This is a genomic window from Haloarcula amylolytica JCM 13557 (assembly GCF_000336615.1).
In the GTDB taxonomy this organism is placed as follows: domain Archaea; phylum Halobacteriota; class Halobacteria; order Halobacteriales; family Haloarculaceae; genus Haloarcula; species Haloarcula amylolytica.
Map to the genome: position 1 here is coordinate 80,363 of NZ_AOLW01000024.1, position 17,931 is coordinate 98,293.

Annotated in this window: 17 protein-coding genes; 7 read left to right on the forward strand and 10 right to left on the reverse strand. The window is 64.3% G+C overall.

Features of this window, described 5'->3' with window-relative positions; genetic code table 11:
- Positions 1-15 precede the first annotated feature (15 nt).
- A complete protein-coding gene (locus C442_RS12790; protein ID WP_008311072.1) occupies positions 16-477 on the reverse strand; it encodes a 30S ribosomal protein S19e in 462 nt (153 codons plus the stop codon).
- A gap of 113 nt (positions 478-590) precedes the next feature.
- Positions 591-1,625 (reverse strand): lysylphosphatidylglycerol synthase transmembrane domain-containing protein, encoded by a 1,035-nt coding sequence (locus C442_RS12795; protein ID WP_049942974.1) that lies wholly within the window; start codon positions 1,623-1,625, stop codon positions 591-593.
- Positions 1,626-1,720: 95 nt separating this feature from the next.
- On the opposite strand from C442_RS12795, the gene thiL reads away from it, so the two are divergent.
- Positions 1,721-2,587 (forward strand): thiamine-phosphate kinase, encoded by an 867-nt coding sequence (gene thiL, locus C442_RS12800; protein WP_008311074.1) that lies wholly within the window; start codon positions 1,721-1,723, stop codon positions 2,585-2,587.
- Between the two features lie 30 nt (positions 2,588-2,617).
- Here the strand turns inward: thiL and C442_RS12805 are convergent, their stop codons facing one another.
- Together C442_RS12805 and C442_RS12810 are read right to left on the reverse strand one after the other, a co-directional pair.
- Complete coding sequence (locus C442_RS12805) at positions 2,618-3,865, reverse strand: site-2 protease family protein (RefSeq protein ID WP_008311075.1); 1,248 nt, start codon at positions 3,863-3,865, stop codon at positions 2,618-2,620.
- 175 nt (positions 3,866-4,040) lie between these two features.
- A complete protein-coding gene (locus C442_RS12810; RefSeq protein WP_004518404.1) occupies positions 4,041-4,289 on the reverse strand; it encodes a DUF7123 family protein in 249 nt (82 codons plus the stop codon).
- A gap of 419 nt (positions 4,290-4,708) precedes the next feature.
- Between C442_RS12810 and pyrH the strand changes: the two genes are divergently transcribed.
- Both pyrH and lysS read left to right on the forward strand, forming a co-directional pair.
- Positions 4,709-5,395: a UMP kinase gene (gene pyrH / locus C442_RS12815; RefSeq protein ID WP_008311076.1), complete on the forward strand. Its 687-nt coding sequence runs from the start codon at positions 4,709-4,711 to the stop codon at positions 5,393-5,395.
- Entirely contained in the window at positions 5,396-7,033 is a 1,638-nt protein-coding gene (gene lysS, locus C442_RS12820; RefSeq protein WP_008311077.1) for a lysine--tRNA ligase, read from the forward strand. It begins immediately after the preceding gene.
- A 52-nt stretch (positions 7,034-7,085) separates the two neighbouring features.
- Here lysS and C442_RS22180 read toward each other — a convergent pair whose 3' ends face one another.
- Together C442_RS22180 and C442_RS12825 are read right to left on the reverse strand one after the other, a co-directional pair.
- Positions 7,086-7,262, reverse strand: a complete 177-nt coding sequence (locus C442_RS22180) for a hypothetical protein (RefSeq protein WP_008311078.1) — start codon at positions 7,260-7,262, stop codon at positions 7,086-7,088.
- A gap of 62 nt (positions 7,263-7,324) precedes the next feature.
- A complete protein-coding gene (locus tag C442_RS12825; RefSeq protein ID WP_008311080.1) occupies positions 7,325-8,221 on the reverse strand; it encodes a universal stress protein in 897 nt (298 codons plus the stop codon).
- Between the two features lie 96 nt (positions 8,222-8,317).
- On the opposite strand from C442_RS12825, the gene C442_RS12830 reads away from it, so the two are divergent.
- A complete protein-coding gene (locus tag C442_RS12830; protein WP_008311081.1) occupies positions 8,318-10,084 on the forward strand; it encodes a site-2 protease family protein in 1,767 nt (588 codons plus the stop codon).
- A 72-nt stretch (positions 10,085-10,156) separates the two neighbouring features.
- Positions 10,157-11,896 (forward strand): arginine--tRNA ligase, encoded by a 1,740-nt coding sequence (gene argS, locus C442_RS12835; protein ID WP_008311083.1) that lies wholly within the window; start codon positions 10,157-10,159, stop codon positions 11,894-11,896.
- Between the two features lie 65 nt (positions 11,897-11,961).
- Here argS and C442_RS12840 read toward each other — a convergent pair whose 3' ends face one another.
- Entirely contained in the window at positions 11,962-12,753 is a 792-nt protein-coding gene (locus C442_RS12840) for an alpha/beta fold hydrolase (protein ID WP_008311084.1), read from the reverse strand.
- A gap of 143 nt (positions 12,754-12,896) precedes the next feature.
- On the opposite strand from C442_RS12840, the gene C442_RS12845 reads away from it, so the two are divergent.
- Positions 12,897-13,583 (forward strand): helix-turn-helix domain-containing protein, encoded by a 687-nt coding sequence (locus C442_RS12845; RefSeq protein ID WP_008311086.1) that lies wholly within the window; start codon positions 12,897-12,899, stop codon positions 13,581-13,583.
- 67 nt (positions 13,584-13,650) lie between these two features.
- Here the strand turns inward: C442_RS12845 and C442_RS12850 are convergent, their stop codons facing one another.
- Positions 13,651-14,469, reverse strand: coding sequence for a MinD/ParA family ATP-binding protein (locus C442_RS12850; RefSeq protein WP_008311088.1), 819 nt, complete (start codon positions 14,467-14,469; stop codon positions 13,651-13,653).
- A 366-nt stretch (positions 14,470-14,835) separates the two neighbouring features.
- Here C442_RS12850 and prf1 point away from each other — a divergent pair, with 366 nt between their 5' ends.
- Positions 14,836-16,092, forward strand: coding sequence for a peptide chain release factor aRF-1 (prf1, locus tag C442_RS12855; RefSeq protein ID WP_008311090.1), 1,257 nt, complete (start codon positions 14,836-14,838; stop codon positions 16,090-16,092).
- An 11-nt stretch (positions 16,093-16,103) separates the two neighbouring features.
- On the opposite strand, the gene C442_RS12860 is transcribed toward prf1, so the two are convergent.
- Positions 16,104-17,348: an RNA-guided endonuclease InsQ/TnpB family protein gene (locus C442_RS12860; protein WP_008311093.1), complete on the reverse strand. Its 1,245-nt coding sequence runs from the start codon at positions 17,346-17,348 to the stop codon at positions 16,104-16,106.
- A complete protein-coding gene (gene tnpA / locus C442_RS12865; RefSeq protein WP_008311095.1) occupies positions 17,348-17,755 on the reverse strand; it encodes an IS200/IS605-like element ISHko3 family transposase in 408 nt (135 codons plus the stop codon). The genes C442_RS12860 and tnpA overlap by 1 nt, the downstream gene beginning before the upstream one ends.
- Positions 17,756-17,931: the final 176 nt, after the last annotated feature.

The following is a 17,931-nucleotide window of genomic DNA, read 5'->3' on the forward strand; positions in this document are numbered from 1 at the left end:
CGAGAAAGGCGTCAGTTACGCGTAGCGTTCGAGCTCCGGACGGTCGAGTTCCGTCAGGAGGTCGCCTGCGGTGTCGTCGAGGAGGCTGCGGCCGTCACCGGTGACACGGCGGCCGTCGTTCTCGCTGGTCTCGACGTAGCCGGCGTCTTCGAGCTGCTGGAGCGCCGTCCGGATGATGTTGCCCGAGCCCTTGGTCTTGTGGTGGGGGCGGACGCGGTAGCGGGTCGTTCCCTGCTTCGAGGTGCCGTACTCGGAGCGGAGGGCGTTGACGCCGACGGGGCCGTCGACGGCGACCTTTCGGAGCAGGCTGGCCGCGCGTCGCGCCCAGAAGTCTTCCTGCTCGGGTGGGAGTTCGCGGTCGACGCCGGTCTTGGTGTACTCGGCCCAGTCCGGCGCTTCGATGTCGTCTTCGTCTGCGAGCGTCTCCGTAAGTGCCTCGATGAGTTCCTCGGGGGGAACGTCGTAGAGTGTAGCCATTGCAGATTTCTTTCCGTCGCCGTCATTTAAACGCGTCGTTCGCAGTCGGCGGGCGTGAACCGTTCACTCGCCCATAGGGCAGCGATGCTCTCGCCCGTCGGGAACCGCGAGTGTCACTCCTCGGGCGATGCGACCCGGTCGACACTGAGCGCAGCGGCGACGCCGCCGCCGATAACCGTCGGCAGCAGGTAGCTCCCGACGCGGTGGATCAGCACCGCAGAGGTGGCGAGGGCGGCCGAAACCGAGGCCGTCGAGACCAGCAGCGTCACGAGTACCGTCTCGATAGCGCCCGACCCGCCGGGAAGCGGGACGACGCTGGCGATGCTCCCGACGGGAACGACAAGCAGGACGACTTCGACCGGTACCGGTGCCCCAACGGCGTACAGCGACGTCCACAGCGATGCCGACAGGCAGATCCAGCCAAAGGCCGAGAGCCCGAAGGTCTGGAGGACTGTCCGCCGGTCGGTCGCGATGCGTTCGATGGCCGAAAAGAACCCCGCGATTCGCGTCTCGATGTTTTCGGCGGACGGCGGTGACCATCGGGGCACGACGGCCGACAGCGCGGCGAGAGTCGGTACAACACCGCGGATGATTGCCGCCTGAACGCGGTCCCGGTGTCGCCAGCCCAGGACAGCAGCAGTGGGGATACCGACCGCGAGTACCGCGACAGCACCGGCGGCAAACGCCAGGTTTCGGGTCAACTGGACCGCACCGGCGGCGACGAACGTGAAGCCGACGATGGCATACCCGACAGACGGCAGGAAGTGGACCGTGTCGACGGTGGCGATAGCCGCCAGCCCGGTCTCGTACTCGGTGTCGGCGGCCGTCGATATCAACAGCGCGCTCACGGGCTCGCCGCCGGCCTGGCCAAAGGGCGTGACGTTGTTCGAGAACACGGCGGCGACGAACACGAGAACGGCAGTGTGTGGCGCCACCGGTGCGCCGAGCGCTCGGAGGACCGTCCACAGCGCCAGCCCCCACGAGACGAGCCAGAGCATGGCGATGCCCGCGACAGCGAGAAGCGCCCACGGGTCCGCCGTCGTGAGCGCGTCCAGCGTCTCGTCGATGCCGACAAACCACACCAGCCCCCCAAGGACGGCCAGTGCTGCCGCGAACCCGACGACCGTCGCCATCCGGTTCCCATCCATGTAGATGGGATTGGCAGTCTCCGGTTTCAACCCACCGACCCTGTCCCGCCGACCGATACCCCGAGGGTTTTGCCCCGGGACACCGACGACCGGGTATGGACGAGCGGGCTGCACTCGCCGACCTCGCCGACCGGCTTCCCGACGCGGGCGACGACTGCGCCGTCGTGGACGGGCAAGTCATCACGACGGATATGCTCCACGAGCGGACGGACTTCCCAGCGGGGACGACCCGCTACACGGCCGGCTGGCGGGCCGTCGCCGCCTCGCTGTCGGACGTGGCCGCGATGGGAGCCGCCGCGACAGCCGCGGTGGCCGCGTACGGCGCGCCGTCATTCGAGGCGGGTGAACTCGCGGCGTTCGTCGACGGCGCACAGGACGTGTGTCACGCGGTCGGCGCAGAGTACGTCGGTGGGGATTTAGACAACCACGACGAGTTCACCGTCGCGACGACGGCCATCGGGGCGGCCGCGGACCCGATCCGTCGCTCGGGCGCGTCGCCCGGCGACGCAGTCTGTGTCACCGGCACGCTGGGCCGGTCAGCCGCCGCGCTCGAACTGTTCGACCGGGGTGACACCGACCGGGCGAACGAGCTGTTTCAGTTCGATCCCCGCGTACGTGCGGGCGTCGCGCTCCGACCGCACGCGACGGCGATGATGGATTCGAGCGACGGGCTGGCCCGCTCGCTGCACCAGTTAGCCGAAGCCAGCGGCTGTGGCTTCGCTGTCGAAGAGCCGCTCCCGATAGACGCGCAAGTCGACGCGCTCGCGGAGACTGAGCAGGAGCGGAGAGAGCTGGGCGTGTTCTTCGGCGAGGACTTCGAACTGGTCTGTACGCTGCCCGAATCGGACGTTCCCGAAGCCAGAGACGCCGTGCCGTGCCCGCTACAGCGGATCGGAACGGTCACCGAGCGCGGGGTCACGCTCGACGGCGAGACGCTTCCGGACCGCGGGTACTCACACTGAGAATGTCCCGGCCGCGACGCGGGCTGACAGTTAGACCGCGCTGATCTCGAACGGAACCGGCGTGAAACAGGCCAGCCCCAGTAGGAACGTAAACAGGCCGAGCAGCGCCCGCCGTCGGTCGAGTTCTGTGTCTACTGTCGGTCTGGCCGGACCAGCATACGCGAGTCCGGTGGCGAACAGGCCCCAGAACACCCACAGGCCCCAGACGCCGAAACCGACCGGCGGCGGGTCGCGGGTGAAATACAGGTAGCCGGCGAGTGCAAACAGCGCGCCGGGAACAGCGGCGGCGACGGTCTCCTGCCGCTGTCCGACGATGGACCGCACGATGTGACCGCCGTCGAGTTGCCCGACCGGGAGCAGGTTCAGGAACGTGAAGAACATCCCGGCCCAGCCGGCGAACACGATCGGGTGGACCGATTCGCCGGGCCCAATCTCGGTCCCGAGTCCCAGCGCGTTCACCAGCGCTTCCAGCGCCTGGAACAGGAGCGGATAGTTGAACGTGATGATGACGCCGGTGTCGCTGTTTGCCACGCGTTCCGGAACCGTAATCGGGTCTATCGAGAGGCCGATAACGGTAACGACCGTCGTCGCGACAAGTCCGGCGAGCGGGCCGGCGACGCCGATGTCGAACAGCGCCGTCCGGTCGGGGATGCGTCCGCGGATGTTGATGACCGCCCCCATCGTCCCCAGATACGAGGGGAACGGGATGAAATACGGAAGCGTCACGTCGACGCCGTGATGGCGGGCCGCAGCGTAGTGGCCCAGTTCGTGGATGCCGAGCACGCCGAGCATCGCGACCACGAACGGCCAGGCCTCGAAAACGCGAACCGGGTCCTCAGCGACCGGGATGTAGTACCAGGCGCTCGCGCCGACGTAGAGGGTCGACGCGATAGTCGCGAGGAGGAGCCCGATGTTGAGCCACGGGATACCGCCAGTGTCCGTGTCGGCAGGCTCCGCGACCAGTGCGTACTGGTCCGGGCGCGGGTTCAACGCACCACCGGTGGCGGTCATCGAGTCACCGGCGCCCGGACCGCCGACGACAGTAGTGCCGCCGTTGCTCGTAGTGGCTGCTGCATCGCCGGATTCCGGGCCGAGTTCTTCGAGTCGAACGTCGTAGCCCCGCTGTCGAAACAGCGGCCTGAGTTGCTCGACAGCGGCGGCTGGTAGCACTAGCGGGTCGCCGATATACTGGACGGTCCCATCCGTCCGCCGCACTGACGAGACGGAGAACACGCCGGCCAGTCGATCAGGCGATGGCGGGTCCGCGGAGCCACTCATCAGCTACTCGTAAACGATGCGGGCACAAATACTCCGCGAACGATCACACAGCTATAGTAGCCATTGAAAATCAATGCACACCTGATCGCACGATGGCAGTGAGATCAGTGTGTAAATCGTTTCAATTGTTATAGCAGGTACTATCGTCCAAGAACTGTACGCGGGGACCGGTCGTCTACGCCGGCTCGATACGCCAGGTGGTCGCGCTCGTGTACGACCACTTCTCGACATTGATCTCGGACGCGCTGTCCTTGAGCTTGACCATCAGGGCACCGATCTCCTTCGGGGAGAGACCGACTTCGTCAGCGATGAACTTGCTCTTGAAATACATCTCGCCGTCACTTGCCTTCTCTGCGAGGAACGACTTCAGTCGCTCTTCTTTGGAGGGCTCTTCCTCGCCGGAGGGCGTTGCGGTAGCGCTCATCTTTGTCACCTCACTTCTTCGTAACCCCGCCGGGAGTATATAAAGGAAGGAACCTTCAGGTCACTTCGGTCACTTTCAGGACAAATCGAGCTAAAACGCATTTTTTACGACCGTTTCAGATTCTTTTAGACATTTCACAAAGCCTTCTTAGACCGTAAATCGGCGCAAGTTTCGTGGTGTTTTGAGCGGTCTGTGAAAGAGAGATATCACCATCTGTAGCGCCAATATGCGGCGAATTTCACCGTTAGTTTCCCAGAAGCGTCAGACACGCGTCAGCACGTCGGGCACGCGTCAGACGGACATTCTCGCGGGGACGCGACCGACAGCAATCGCTGTGGGAACCAGAAAGGGCCGACTAGAGAGACAGCAGTCAGTGGCCTTGACAACCCTTAAGAGTGCATCGCGGTTACGGCGGGCTAATGAAAGTCGTCGTCTCCATTGGCGGAAGCGTACTGGCCCCGGACCTCGACGCGGACCGGGTCGCCGACTACGCCGACGCCATCCAGTCGCTCGATGCACAGGGACACACGCTCGGGACCGTCGTCGGCGGCGGACCGACCGCACGCGATTACATCGGGACCGCCCGCGACCTCGGCGCAAACGAAATCGAGCTCGACCAGCTCGGTATCGCCGTCACGCGGCTGAACGGCCGGCTACTGATCGCCGCCCTGGACGACCGCGCCGCGCCGACACCCGCCGAGAGCTACGACGAGGGCCGGGAAGCCATCCGTCGCGGGGACATCCCCGTCCTCGGGGGCATCGTCGCCGCACAGACCACCGACGCCGTGGCGGCCGCCTTTGCGGAGTACGTCGGCGCGGACCTGCTCGTCTACGCCACGTCTGTCCCGGGCGTCTACAACGCCGACCCGAACGAAGACGACGACGCGACGCGGTTCGACGAACTCGGTGCGAGCGAACTCGTCGACGTGATCGCCGACATCGAGATGGACGCCGGCAGCAGCGCGCCCGTCGACCTGCTGGCCGCGAAAATCATCCAGCGGTCCGGCATCCGGACGATAGTGCTCGACGGTACCGACCCCGAACACGTCGTGCGCGCGGTCGAAGACGGCGAGTTCGACGGGTCCGAGATTCTTCCGGAGGCATAGATGGCGGAAGACCCCTACGAGGTCGGCCGCGGCGGCGGCCGAGCCTTCTGGGCCGACTCCGTCGCCGACGCTATCGAGGCGCGCGACCCCGACGACCCAATCGTCATCAAGGGCGGCGTCTCCCCGTCTGGCGTCCCCCACATCGGTCACTTCAACGAGATAATGCGGGGCTACTACGTCGCCGAGGCCCTGCGGGACCGCGGCCACGAAGTCAGACAGGTGTTCACCGCCGACGACAAAGACCGGCTTCGGGCGGTTCCCCGTCAGCTCGCCGACCTCGACTGGAACGTCGTCGGCCTCGGCGAGGTCGACGCCGGCGCGCTCGGGCGGAACCTCGGGAAGCCGTACACCGACATCCCGGACCCCTTCGGCTGCTGTGACTCCTACGGTGCCCACTTCACGACGCTCCTGCGGAAAAGCGCCGATCTGGTCGGTGTTGACGTGGAGTTCGTCTCGAACACCGAGCTGTACGCCGACGGCGAGTTCGAACCCGTGACCCGCCGCGTGCTCGAACGCGCCGACCGGGCCCGCGACGTGCTCGCCGAGTACCAGAACAAGGTCGGGGACGACTACGTCCCGTTCCTGCCCCAGTGCGAGGAGTGCGGCAAGCTCACCGAGGGCGTCACCGAAGTCGACCTCGACGCCGGCGAGGTCGAATACGTCTGTGAGGACGTCGAGGCCGGCGACCAGACCATCGAGGGTTGTGGCCACGAGGGGACAGCGACGCTCCGGGACGGAAAGCTCCCGTGGCGCTTCGAGTGGCCCGCCCAGTGGGAAATTCTGGGCGTCGACTTCGAGCCGTTCGGCAAGGACCACGCCGAGGGCTCCTGGCCCTCCGGCGAGGACGTCGCCGAGAACGTGCTGGACATTCAGCCGCCGGTCCCGATGGTGTACGAATGGTTCACGCTCGACGGCGAACCGCTCTCCTCCTCCTCGGGCAACGTCATCACCGTCGACGAGGTGCTGGACATTCTCGAACCGGAGGTGTTCAAGTACTTCTTCGTGAAGGATCCGCGGAAGCAGCGGGACTTCTCCGTCGAGAACGTCGACCAGCTCGTCGACGAGTTCGACCGGTTCGAGCGGCGCTACTTCGGGGAAGTCGAGGCCAGCGAGGACGACGCCGAACTCGCCGAGCGGGCCTACCCGATGGTCGTGGACGAACCGCGTGAACAGCGCGTTCGGATCCCCTACACGTTCGCAGCCGTGCTCGGGATGACCGACGACCCGGAACAGCGGGAGCAGATCGCCCGGAAGGAAGGCCATATCCCCGACGATGCGCCGGAGTGGGCCGTCGAGCAGGCGCTCGCCCGCGTCGAGCGCGCCCAGGAGTGGGCCAGCCTGACCAACAACGAGTTCAACTACGAACTCAAGCGCGCCGAGATTCCCGACGTGTCCTTCGACGACGCGACGGCGGCCGCGCTGGACGAGCTGGCCGATTTCATCGCCGAAGGCCACGATGGCGAGGCGATTCAGGCCGAAATATACGAAACGGCGAAGCGAAACGACATCGACATCGGCGAGTTCTTCTCGGCCGGCTACCGGCTGCTGTTCGACGACACCGAAGGCCCACAGCTCGGAACGTTCATCGCGAAACTGGATCAGGAGTTCGTCGTGGATCGCTTCCGTCGGAACGAGTAGGGCGGAGTAGGAAGGTCCTACCTGTCCGTAGCAGCCTATTCAGGGGATTCTCTCAGGGCGACTGTTCCTGCGTGTCGACCCGCTCGAACATCGGTCCGAGACGCTCGTCGTAGCAGTCCTGACAGACGTACGCGTCGATGACGCCCGTCTCGCTGTGAGTGTGAATCATCGCGTGAACCGTGGCGTCGAACGGAACGGTTTCACCACAGATACCGCAGGTTTCTGGCATTGTCCAGCACCGTCTTGCGATACGTTCCCACGATACATAGAACGGGTGGTTCGTCCACCCGCTCAGGTCGAACGGGGCGTCACTAGCACGGGGACATCGACAGTTCGGAGCAGTTGGGACGTAACACTGCCGAGCAACTGGCGTTTCAGGTTCGAGCGGCCGTGTGACGCCATCACGACGAGGTCGATGTCCCGATCGGAGACGTACTTGCGGATGCCAGCGGCGACGCCATCGAGCGAGTCCGTCCGTTCCACGGCGGTTTCTACCGCTACGTCCGAAGCCGCCGTTTCGAGTTCGTCGGCGGTTGCTGCGACGGCATCACGCCCGTCCGCTTCCAGTCGTTCGATGAACGCCTCGTTCAGCCCGCCAGCGTTGAACGCTCCGCCGGCGGCCTGGATATCGACGACATTGAGAACGTGAACCAGAGCGTTGTACTGGTCTGCAACCGCCGCGACGTGTCGCGTCGCCGTGTTTGCGGTCTCGCTCCCGTCAGTTGTGACGAGGACTCGTGAGTAGTCGAATTCGTTCCCTTCCGCCTGTGTTCCGTCCGAAACGACGAGCACGGGCACCGCAGTTCGATGCAGGAGCTGTTCGGTGACACCACCGAGGAGTCGCTTCCCGAGACCGGTCAGTCCCTGTCGACCGAGGACGATGAGCCCTGCGTCGGTTTCGCGGGCGTACTTGTCGATCTGCACGCTCGGTTTCCCCTCCAGCAATTTTGTCGTGACGGGCTGGCCGATATCGTCGGCGAGCGACTCGATGTCCGCGAGGACGGACTCGCCGTGTTCGCGGAGGCGTCCGCTCTCGCGGTCCGTTCGCGTGAGCCTGCGCGCTCGCTGGTCAACGACGTGAACCACCTCGGCAGTCGCGTTGAAGTCCTTAGCCAGTGCGAGGCCACGCCGTGCGGCTGCCGTGGCTTCGTCGCTCCCGTCGACGGGAATGAGAACGTGGTCGTACATTGTGTGGTCGTTTGCGGCGCGGTCACTTCACCGTTGGCTGCTGACGGTGTGTCCCAAACCAAACCCTCTTGCTTGGCTAAACCTAGTTTCGGGTAAATGGTGAGTACGCTGACGTGGGTCCTCGCGGGCCTTGTCGCTTACACCCTCCTCGCGATGGCGCTACGGACCCGCGGCGTTGTCCCCGAGTATATTCGTTTTAGCGGCCCGATTACGACGATTCACACGCAGAAGGGCAAAGCTGTCCTCGACTGGCTCGCACGGCCAAAGCGGTTCTGGCGGGCCTGGGGGAACCTCGGCGTCGGGTTCGGACTCGTGGTGATGGTCGGCTCCTTCCTCCTCGTTGCGCTCGGGGCCTACCAGGCGCTCGTCAACCCACAGCCCTCCGCACTGAACGAGCCGCGGAACGCGCTGGCGATTCCCGGCGTCAACGACTTCCTCCCGCTGTCGGTCGCACCCGAAATCGTGCTCGGGTTGTTGCTCGGCCTCGTCGTCCACGAGGGCGGCCACGGGCTCTTCTGTCGCGTCGAGGACATCGACATCGAGTCGATGGGGCTGGCCTTGCTGGCGATCATCCCCATCGGCGCGTTCGTCGAACCCGACGAAGACGAACTCCTGCGCTCCGACCGCGGCGCGCAGGCCCGGATGTACACGGCCGGCGTGACGAACAACTTCGCGCTCGCGATCATCACGCTCCTGTTGCTGTTCGGGCCAGTCGCCGGCGCTGTCGCTGTCGTCGACGGCGTGCCGGTCGGGAGCCCGATCAGCGGAACCCCCGCCGCCGATGCGGGTATCGAGTCGGGCGACGTCATCACGGCCGTCGACGGCCAGTCGGTCGAGAACCAGCAGGAACTCGAAGCGGTGCTCGCAGAGAGCGACGCACAGACCGTCGAAGTGGCTCGGAAGGATGCCGAAACCGTCTCTGTCGAGCGGTCCGTCGTCGTCTCGGCGGCCCTCGAGAGTGCGCCACTTGGAACCGGTGAGACGATTGTCTCTGTCGACGGGACTGCGGTGGCTACTCGCAGTGAGTTCGAACAGGCAGCCCGAGAGCATCCCGTCGCGACGCTCGAAACCGAATCCGGGGAGACGGTCACGACTGCCCTCGGCGCATACGTGCTGGTCGCCGAGGACGGCCCGCTCGCCGGGGAAGGAGCACCGAGCGGCGAGGGCATGATAATCACCGACGTCAACGGGGAACGAACACACAGCGGGGCAGCGCTAATGCAGGCCCTCGAGGGCGGCGAACCCGGTGACCGGGTGTCGGTCACCGGCTACGTCGACGGTGAACGCGAGACCTACGAGGTGACGATGGCCGAAAGCGAGCAGGTCGACAACGGTATCATCGGCGTCAGCATCCAGCAGGGTATCAGCGGCATTCAGGTCAGTGACTTCGGCATCGACGCCTATCCCGCCGCCGCATTCCTGGAATTCCTCGGCGGGTCGCCTGACACCCCCACGTCAGTCTCCGAGTTCTCGTTCGCCCAGCGGATTTTCAGCACGCTCTTGCTCCCCTTTATCGGCGTCGCCGGCGGCTTCGGCTACAACTTCGCCGGCTTCACCGGCATCGCGACGAACTTCTACACCGTCCAGGGACCGCTCGGGGCGCTCGGAACGACGCCGGTGTTCCTGCTCGCGAACGTCCTGTTCTGGACCGGCTGGATCAATCTCGTCATCGGCCAGTTCAACCTCATCCCGACGTTCCCGCTCGACGGTGGCCACATCCTGCGGGCGTCGACCGAATCGTTCGTCTCGCGGCTGCCCGTCTCTGACGGGCGGCGGGTGACGACGGCCGTCTCCATCGCGATCACGGTGTCGATGATCGGCGGCCTCCTGTTGATGGTGTTCGGCCCGCGGCTCCTGACCTGAGACGGACAGGAGTCCGTCTGAGACGGCCGGGGTTTCGTTACCCATTTACTCCCCGCCGCGAAAGCCCGGCGTATGTTCCTGCAGCTCCGTGCGGAGGTCGAGGACGCCCTCGCCGACGCACTCACAGCCCTCGACCTGCCGGCCGAGGACCTCGGTATCGAGGAACCACCGGAGGACGTCGACGCCGTGTTAGCGTCGAGCGTCGCCTTCCGGCTGGCCGGCGAGGTCGGTACTGCGCCGCCGAACGTCGCCGGCGACATCGCCGAGGCGATTGACACGGACGACCTCACCTACGTCAGTGCTGTGACGACACAAGGGCCGTACGTCAATTTCCTCCCGAGCGAGGCGTACTTCGACGAGACCCTACAGTCAGTCACGGAGAGCGAGTTCGGGCGGCTTCCCGACCGCGACACCAGCGTCGTTGTCGAGCACACCTCCGCGAACCCGACCGGCCCGGTCCACGTCGGACGAGCGCGCAACCCTATCATCGGCGACGCCGTCGCTCGGGTGCTCGATTACGCCGGCTACGACGTCGACCGCCACTACTACGTCAACGACGCGGGCCGCCAGATCGCCGTGTTCACCTGGGCCTACGAGACGTTCGACGAGTCCGACCTGCCCGAGCCCGAGCGGGAGTCCCCGGAGTACGAGATGGTCCGGTACTACCGCAAGGGCAACACCGTCCTCGAAGAGGGCGACCCCGACGAGGTTGAGGAGGCAGAGGCAGAGATTCAGTCCATTCTACAGGGCCTCGAAAACGGCGACGAGGAGACCTACGAGCGCGTCGCCGAGGTCGTCGACACCGTGCTGGGCGGGATGCAGACCACGCTCGGCCGCCTCCCGGCGGAGTTCGACGAGTTCGTCAAGGAAACGCGGTTCATGCGCAACGGCGACACGGACGACCTGGTCGACCGGCTGAAGGAACTCGACTGCGCCGTCTACGAGGAGGATGCCTGGCAGTTGGACCTACCAGACTTCGAGAAGAACCTCGTGTTCCTGCGTTCCGACGGCACATCGTTGTACACCACCCGCGACCTGGCCCACCACGAGTGGAAGTTCGATACCTACGACCGCGCCGTCACGGTGCTGGGTGAGGACCACAAACTCCAGGCCGACCAGCTCTCGGCGGCCCTGGAACTGCTCGACAACGACACCGACCAGCTCCGGCAGGTGTTTTACTCCTGGGTGAACCTCCCCGAAGGCGGGATGAGCACGCGCGAGGGGACCGGTATCGACCTCGACGACCTGCTCGATGAGGCTATCGACCGCGCGCGCGAAGAGGTCGAGTCCCGGCTGGACGACCGGACCCGCGGCGACCTCGACGAGGACGACATCGACCGCATCGCTCGCCAGGTCGGTATCGGAGCGGTGCGCTACGACATCGTCTCGAAACAGCCGACCAAGGGCATCACCTTCGAGTGGGACCGCGCGCTGGACTTCGAAGCCCAGTCCGCCCCCTACGTCCAGTACGTCCACGCGCGCTGCTGTGGTATCCTGGGTGACGTGGAGGCCGACATCCCCGAGGAGCCCGACTTCGGTCCGCTGTCAGAACCGGAAGAACGCGATCTGCTTCGCGAACTGGCCCGGTTCCCCGCCGTCATCGAAGCAGCCGCGGACGACCTGACGCCCCACACAGTCGCCACCTACACCCGCGACCTCGCCGAGACGTTCAACGCCTTCTATCGAGAGTGTCCCGTGCTCGATGCCGACCCCGAGACCCGCGCCGCGCGGCTGGCGCTCGTCGACGGGACCCGGACGACGATTGCGAACGCACTCGACGCGCTGGGCGTCGAAGCGCCGACCTCGATGTAGGAGCGGTCTGCGTCGGGAATCCGATGTGACAGGCGCGATTGCCGCGAAAAGTCCGTCGAGCCGGCCTAATTCTGCAGGAACGCGTCGACTTCCGCCGCGATTAGTGCAGGTGCCTCAGCGGGGCCGCTGTGGCTGACCCCGTCGAACTCGACGAATCGGCTGTGGGGGAGTGCGTCGTGAACGGCCCGGGCACTCTGCCGGAGGAAATCCGGCCCGTCGGTGCCGGACAGAACGAGCGTTGGGGCGTCGACATCGAGGCGGTCGGGGAGCCGGTACTGCTCGACGGACCAGTTCATCCGAACGACCTCCTCAGCGAGGGCCACGCAGTCGGGCCAGACGGGCCACTCCGCCAGCCAGGCGTCGAGGTCCTCGATGCCGTCGGGGTGGAGGACCTGTTCGATGTAGCGTTTCACCGCTTCTTCTGGCTCCCCGTTCTGTACGAGCGAGTCCATTCGGTCCGCGAGGTCAGCATCCGCCCGGTAGTCGGCGGGAAGTACCGCCGGTTCGTACGCGATGACAGCCTCGACTTCTGTAGCCGTCGCGGCCTCGATAGCGGTGAGCGCGCCGTAGGAGTGCCCGAACAGGATCGGCTCGCCGTCGACAGCGTCGGCAAGCGTCTGGACGTACTGGACTTCGCGGTCCAGCACCTCGTCTGCGCTCGTTTCTGCGGGGGAGTCGAGACAGGTCCCGAACCCCGGACGCTGGGGGACGACAGCACCGTAGCCCTCGAACTCTGGGATAACCGGTCCCCAGTACTCAGTGGGGGCCATCCCGCCGTGCAGGAGGAGAAGTGGCTGGCCATCGCCGTAGCGCTCGAACTCGACTTCGGTCTCGTCTGCGGACTGTGTCGGCTGCATACAACATACGGTCGAACGCAGTCGGGCTAAGCCGTTCTCTCAGTGATTGGGCCGTTTAAGTAGGGGTGTCAAGAGCAGGACCGACAGCCACGCCGATGCTCTGTTTCGACAGGCGCTTCAGCACTGGCAGCGAGCGATGCCGTATGGGGCTTATCGCAGAATTTCAGATCGATTGCGACGCGTTGCCGCTCGTGTCGGTCGCGGCTGCGGTACCCGAAGCGACGATCACCCTCTCGCTGCAGTACAATCACGGTCGCCGCCCGCTGTTTATTGGGACCGTGACGGGTGGTTCCGAGCAGGCCATCGAGCGGGCGTTCACTGATGCCCACGATATCGAGGAGTGGACGCGTATCGGGACGGCCGGCGATACCCGTCGGTATCAGGCAGTGCCGGCGCTGAGTTTCGAGGAACAACTCGGTGGCCAAATCAATGACTTGGACGGACTCGAAGCACTCGCCACGGCAGACGCCATCATCGAACGGATAACCGTGACCGCAGACGGGTGGGAGCAACTGGGATGGTTCGCCGACCGAGCGGCGTTCACCGAGTTCGCCTCGTTCTGGCAGCGGAACGCGGACTTCGGACTGGAGCGGCTGACCCGGGATGCGGAGCCGAAGTCGCCCGGGAACGGGCTCACGGACCGACAACTGGAAGCGCTACGGACGGCGTACGAGATGGGGTATTTCGAGATTCCGCGGCGCACGTCGCTGGACGCCGTGGCCCAGGAACTGGACATCTCTGCATCGTCGCTCTCGGAGCGACTGCGCCGGGCACAGACTCAACTCATTCAGGAAACGGTCGCGACGCTGTGGCCGCCGCTTCCGGAATGAGTCAGAGACAGCGAGATGTGGTCGGAGCGGCGGGCTGAGACCGGACCGGCTGGCGGGTACAGAGCCGTCAGTTGAAGAGGCCGAACACACCGCCGGAGTCCTCGTCGTCGTCGACATCGGAGTGATCCTCAGTGTCGTCGAGGAACCACTCGTCGTCGAGTATCGTCTCGATATCCGTTTCGGGGCTCTCGCCGCGGAAGAACACACCCTCCAGCGCCTCGGTCAGCCGCTGATAGGCGTCGGCAGCCGTGCTCTCAGGGGCGTTGAGCACGAGCGGTTCCTCTGTCGTCGCCTGCGGGTCGTCCGGAATGACCGCAAGCAGCGGGAACTCCATCTGCTCGGCGATGGCCGCGACGTCAGTGTGTCGGGTCGCGCGGTTGATGATCGAACCGAGAACGGTCCCGTCGATCCGGTTCGCTAGCTGGGCCGTTTTGACCGTATCGCCCACCGCAACGTCGTCGGGGGTCGTGACGAGGACGATTCCGTCGGCCAGCCCAAGCGGCACGGCGACTTCGTGGCTCAGTCCAGCCCCGGTATCGATCAACACCACGTCGTAGGCATTTCGGAGCGTCTTGATGACTTTCCTGAGCTTTGCGGGATCAGCGTCCGCAAACGCCTCCAGCGACTGTTCACCCGGAATCACCGTGAGTCCGCCCGGCGCATCAGTCAAAGCCTCACTCACGGCAGCCTCACCGGCCAGAATCTCGTGGAGGCTCTTTTCGGGCTCTACAGAGAGCATCGAGCCGAGGTTCGCCATCCCCAGATCCGCGTCGACGACGGCGACATCGTAGCCCATCTCCTGAAGCACAGCCCCGAGATTTACCGCGGTCGTCGTCTTTCCGACGCCGCCCTTGCCGCCCGCAATCGTACACACGTACCCCGCCATAATCTGATTGCTTGGGTACAATGCAGGCAGTCATATAAATGCGACTGTCATTTGTTGGATCGCGACGGGCCAGGCGACGTTCAGAGTAGGTGGTTTCACCGCTAGTCAAATAGCTCGGTTGTCACGTCTGTCGTATCGGCCTCACGGCTTTGCCGCTCGGGCACGAGGGCCGCTCACTCCGTTCGCGCCCCTCGCTGCTCACGGGTCGCCTCCCCGCTCGCCCGTCCTGCGATTCGAGTGAAGCGAGAATCGCACTGGCTTCCTCCGCGGCTCTCTTCGGTCGCCGCTCCGGTACGAGGGCCGCTCACTTCGTTCGCGCCCCTCGCTGTCAACAGGTTCTTACGCCACCTCGGCCAACAGAGAGTAATGAGCGAGCAGCAGGAACAGGAACAATCTGACAAGCAGAAATACGAGTTCCGAAAGGTCATAGAGGAACTCAAGGGGTACCAGGGCTCGGGAACCCAACTCGTCTCTATCTACGTGCCCGAGGACAAGCAGATCAGCGACGTCGTCGCCCACGTCACCCAGGAGCACTCCGAAGCCTCGAACATCAAATCGAAGGACACCCGGACGGCGGTGCAGGACGCACTCACCTCAATCAAGGACCGCCTCCGGTACTACGACGTGCGACCCCCCGAAAACGGGCTGGTCGTGTTCTCGGGTGCATTCGACACCGGCGGCGGTCGGACCGACATGGTAACGAAGGTACTCGAATCCCCGCCGGACCCCATCGAATCGTTCCGCTATCACTGTGACTCGGAGTTCCTCACCGAGCCCCTGGAGCACATGCTGGCCGACAAAGGACTGTTCGGCCTCATCGTGCTCGACCGGCGCGAGGCAAACGTCGGCTGGCTGAAGGGCAAACGGGTCGAGCCCGTCAAGTCCGCCTCCTCACTGGTCCCGGGCAAACAGCGAAAAGGTGGTCAGTCAGCCCAGCGTTTCGCCCGCCTCCGGCTGGAAGCCATCGACAACTTCTATCAGGAAGTCGCGGGGATGGCGAACGACCTGTTCGTCGCCGACCGCCACGAACTGGACGGCATCCTCGTCGGCGGTCCCTCACCGACGAAAGACGAGTTCCTCGACGGTGACTACCTCCACCACGAACTCCAGGACATGGTGCTGGGGAAGTTCGACGTGGCCTACACGGACGAGTCAGGGCTGTACGACCTCGTTGACGCGGCCGATGACGTGCTGGCCGAACACGAGATGCTCCGGGACAAGGAGCTCATGGAGGACTTCTTCAAGCAGCTCCACAACGGGGACAAGGCCACCTACGGGTTCGACCAGACCCGCCAGAACCTCAACATGGGCGCGGTCGAACAGCTGCTCATCTCCGAGGACCTCCGGAAGGACGTGGTCGCCTACACCTGCGAGAACGGCCACGATGAGTACGACCTCATCAACAGCAGCGCCGGGACTGACGACCACGAGTGCTCCCGCTGTGGGGCCACCGTCGACGCCGAGGACGGCGAGCGCGAAGACGCCATCGACCACCTGATGGAACTGGCCGATCAGCGCGGCACCGAGACGGTGTTCATCTCGACGGACTTCGAGAAGGGCGAACAGCTGCTGACTGCTTTCGGCGGCGTCGCCGGCCTGCTGCGCTACTCGACGGGCGTGTGAACTACCCTACCCTACTCGCTCACGGCTGACGCCGTTCGCTCCTTGAGGGTAGGGCTTCCTGTTTCCACGACGCGCTTTACAGACACCGAATCGGTGTCCGTAGGGAGCGCAGTCTCCACAGGCGTTGATTCGGAGTATCCCACTCCTACATCTTGTAGACCGCGAGAAAGAATGTTCCACGCCGCGTTCGCGTCCCTGTCCGCCTCAAACCCGCAGGCGGGACAGGAGTGTTCACGGACCCACAACGGCTTCTCCGTCGAGACGCCGCAGGACGCACACTCCTTGGTCGTCCCTCTCGGGTTGACTGCCACGAAGTGCGTCCCCTCGCGCTCACACTTGTATTCGAGCAACGAAAAGAACGTCCGCCATGCTGCCGACGCGGTGTTTCGGCTGTTCGACGGCGACTCCATCATCCCCTTCACATTCAGGTCTTCGACCGCCACGAGGTCGTACTCCCGAGCGTAGTAGTTCGAGAGTTTATGGAGAAAATCACGGCGCTTTCGTCGGAGATCGGCGTGACACTCCGCGACGCGACGCCGTTGCTTCTCGTAGTTGTTCGACCCGTGTTGCTTCCGCGAGAGTTTCCGTTGCTCACGCTCCAAGCGTTCACGCTCGTCGGAGAGATCGAGCGACTCGACCGCCGTGCCGTCGGTGTCGTGGGCGTACTTGAGAATCCCCACGTCAATTCCGACGCATTTCTCGGGATTTTCGGTGGGTTCGGGTGGTTCACGGTCCATTTGGGCGCCGAACGTGGCGAACCACTCGCCCGTCGGTTCTTTCTTGACCGTGACCTGCTTGAGGTTGGCGTCGTCGGGGATGGCGCGGTGGAGTCGTATCGGAATGTCCGCAAGTTTCGAGAGTGACAGCACAGTCTGACCGCCCTTCTTGTCGAGCTTGAAGCCAGACTGGTTGTACGTGAAACTGCGGAACTCCCGTGGCGGCTTCCACTTGAGTTGACCGACGCCGTAGCCGTTCTCCTTGAGTTTGGAGAGGCCTTTGAGGTTGTCGAACAGGCGTTCCACGACGGTTTGGAGAACCTTCGAGTACACGTCGGAGAGGCCGTCCCACCAGTTCTTGAGGTCGGGGAGTTCCGACCGTAACGTAGTCATGGACGGTAGTTCGCCGTGTTCGTCTTGGTACTCGTTGAGGCGGTAGAGCGTGTGGTTGTAGAGTTGCCGACAAATATCGCGGTGGCGGTCCAACTCCTCTCGGTGGGCGTCGGACGGCTTGAGGCGATACTTGTAGGCGTAGTACATCAGCTCTCCCGCTGGTCTTCGACATACTGTTTCAGCACATCCAGCGACACCTGCCCCGTCGAGATAAGACAGTACGAGTCGTTCCAGAACGAGTCGCCCCACAGTTCGGTCTTCAGCTCATCCTCGTACTCGTTTCGGATACGGCGAGCAGTCGCGCCCTTGACTGTATTAATGAACTTCACGAGGTTTGTGGTGGGTTTCGCTCGGAACAGGATGTGAACGTGGTCGTCCTCTCCGTCGAGGTTCGTCAGTTCGACGCCGTAGTTGTCCGTGAACCCGCTGATGACCTCGTGAATGAATTGGGTTCGCTCCTCGGTTAGCACTCCGCGCCGATACTTCGTGGTGAGTATCAGGTGGTAGTGTAGGGAATACGTCGAGTGCGCTCCCGAATCGAGGTCGTACTCCATTGGGTTCATACTGTAATACAATACCCAAATGTAAAATCATTACGACAGCGTTGGCCTGTGGGCCTGTAACCGTATCTTCAGATGAACAAGTGATGACGGCGCTGTATCCCCACCCCACTCCGCTCCCTTCGGTCGCTCCGTTGAGGGTGGGGGCTTAGCGCCTATATTAAGCTAAC

Excerpts from the sequence above, each read along its gene's own strand:
- C442_RS12790 (WP_008311072.1), bottom strand. The coding sequence starts at position 477 with ATGGCTACACTCTACGACGTTCCCCCCGAGGAACTCATCGAGGCACTT.
- C442_RS12795 (WP_049942974.1), bottom strand. The coding sequence starts at position 1,625 with ATGGATGGGAACCGGATGGCGACGGTCGTCGGGTTCGCGGCAGCACTG.
- thiL (WP_008311074.1), top strand. The coding sequence starts at position 1,721 with ATGGACGAGCGGGCTGCACTCGCCGACCTCGCCGACCGGCTTCCCGAC.
- C442_RS12805 (WP_008311075.1), bottom strand. The coding sequence starts at position 3,865 with ATGAGTGGCTCCGCGGACCCGCCATCGCCTGATCGACTGGCCGGCGTG.
- C442_RS12810 (WP_004518404.1), bottom strand. The coding sequence starts at position 4,289 with ATGAGCGCTACCGCAACGCCCTCCGGCGAGGAAGAGCCCTCCAAAGAA.
- pyrH (WP_008311076.1), top strand. The coding sequence starts at position 4,709 with ATGAAAGTCGTCGTCTCCATTGGCGGAAGCGTACTGGCCCCGGACCTC.
- lysS (WP_008311077.1), top strand. The coding sequence starts at position 5,396 with ATGGCGGAAGACCCCTACGAGGTCGGCCGCGGCGGCGGCCGAGCCTTC.
- C442_RS22180 (WP_008311078.1), bottom strand. The coding sequence starts at position 7,262 with ATGCCAGAAACCTGCGGTATCTGTGGTGAAACCGTTCCGTTCGACGCC.
- C442_RS12825 (WP_008311080.1), bottom strand. The coding sequence starts at position 8,221 with ATGTACGACCACGTTCTCATTCCCGTCGACGGGAGCGACGAAGCCACG.
- C442_RS12830 (WP_008311081.1), top strand. The coding sequence starts at position 8,318 with ATGGTGAGTACGCTGACGTGGGTCCTCGCGGGCCTTGTCGCTTACACC.
- argS (WP_008311083.1), top strand. The coding sequence starts at position 10,157 with ATGTTCCTGCAGCTCCGTGCGGAGGTCGAGGACGCCCTCGCCGACGCA.
- C442_RS12840 (WP_008311084.1), bottom strand. The coding sequence starts at position 12,753 with ATGCAGCCGACACAGTCCGCAGACGAGACCGAAGTCGAGTTCGAGCGC.
- C442_RS12845 (WP_008311086.1), top strand. The coding sequence starts at position 12,897 with ATGGGGCTTATCGCAGAATTTCAGATCGATTGCGACGCGTTGCCGCTC.
- C442_RS12850 (WP_008311088.1), bottom strand. The coding sequence starts at position 14,469 with ATGGCGGGGTACGTGTGTACGATTGCGGGCGGCAAGGGCGGCGTCGGA.
- prf1 (WP_008311090.1), top strand. The coding sequence starts at position 14,836 with ATGAGCGAGCAGCAGGAACAGGAACAATCTGACAAGCAGAAATACGAG.
- C442_RS12860 (WP_008311093.1), bottom strand. The coding sequence starts at position 17,348 with ATGTACTACGCCTACAAGTATCGCCTCAAGCCGTCCGACGCCCACCGA.
- tnpA (WP_008311095.1), bottom strand. The coding sequence starts at position 17,755 with ATGGAGTACGACCTCGATTCGGGAGCGCACTCGACGTATTCCCTACAC.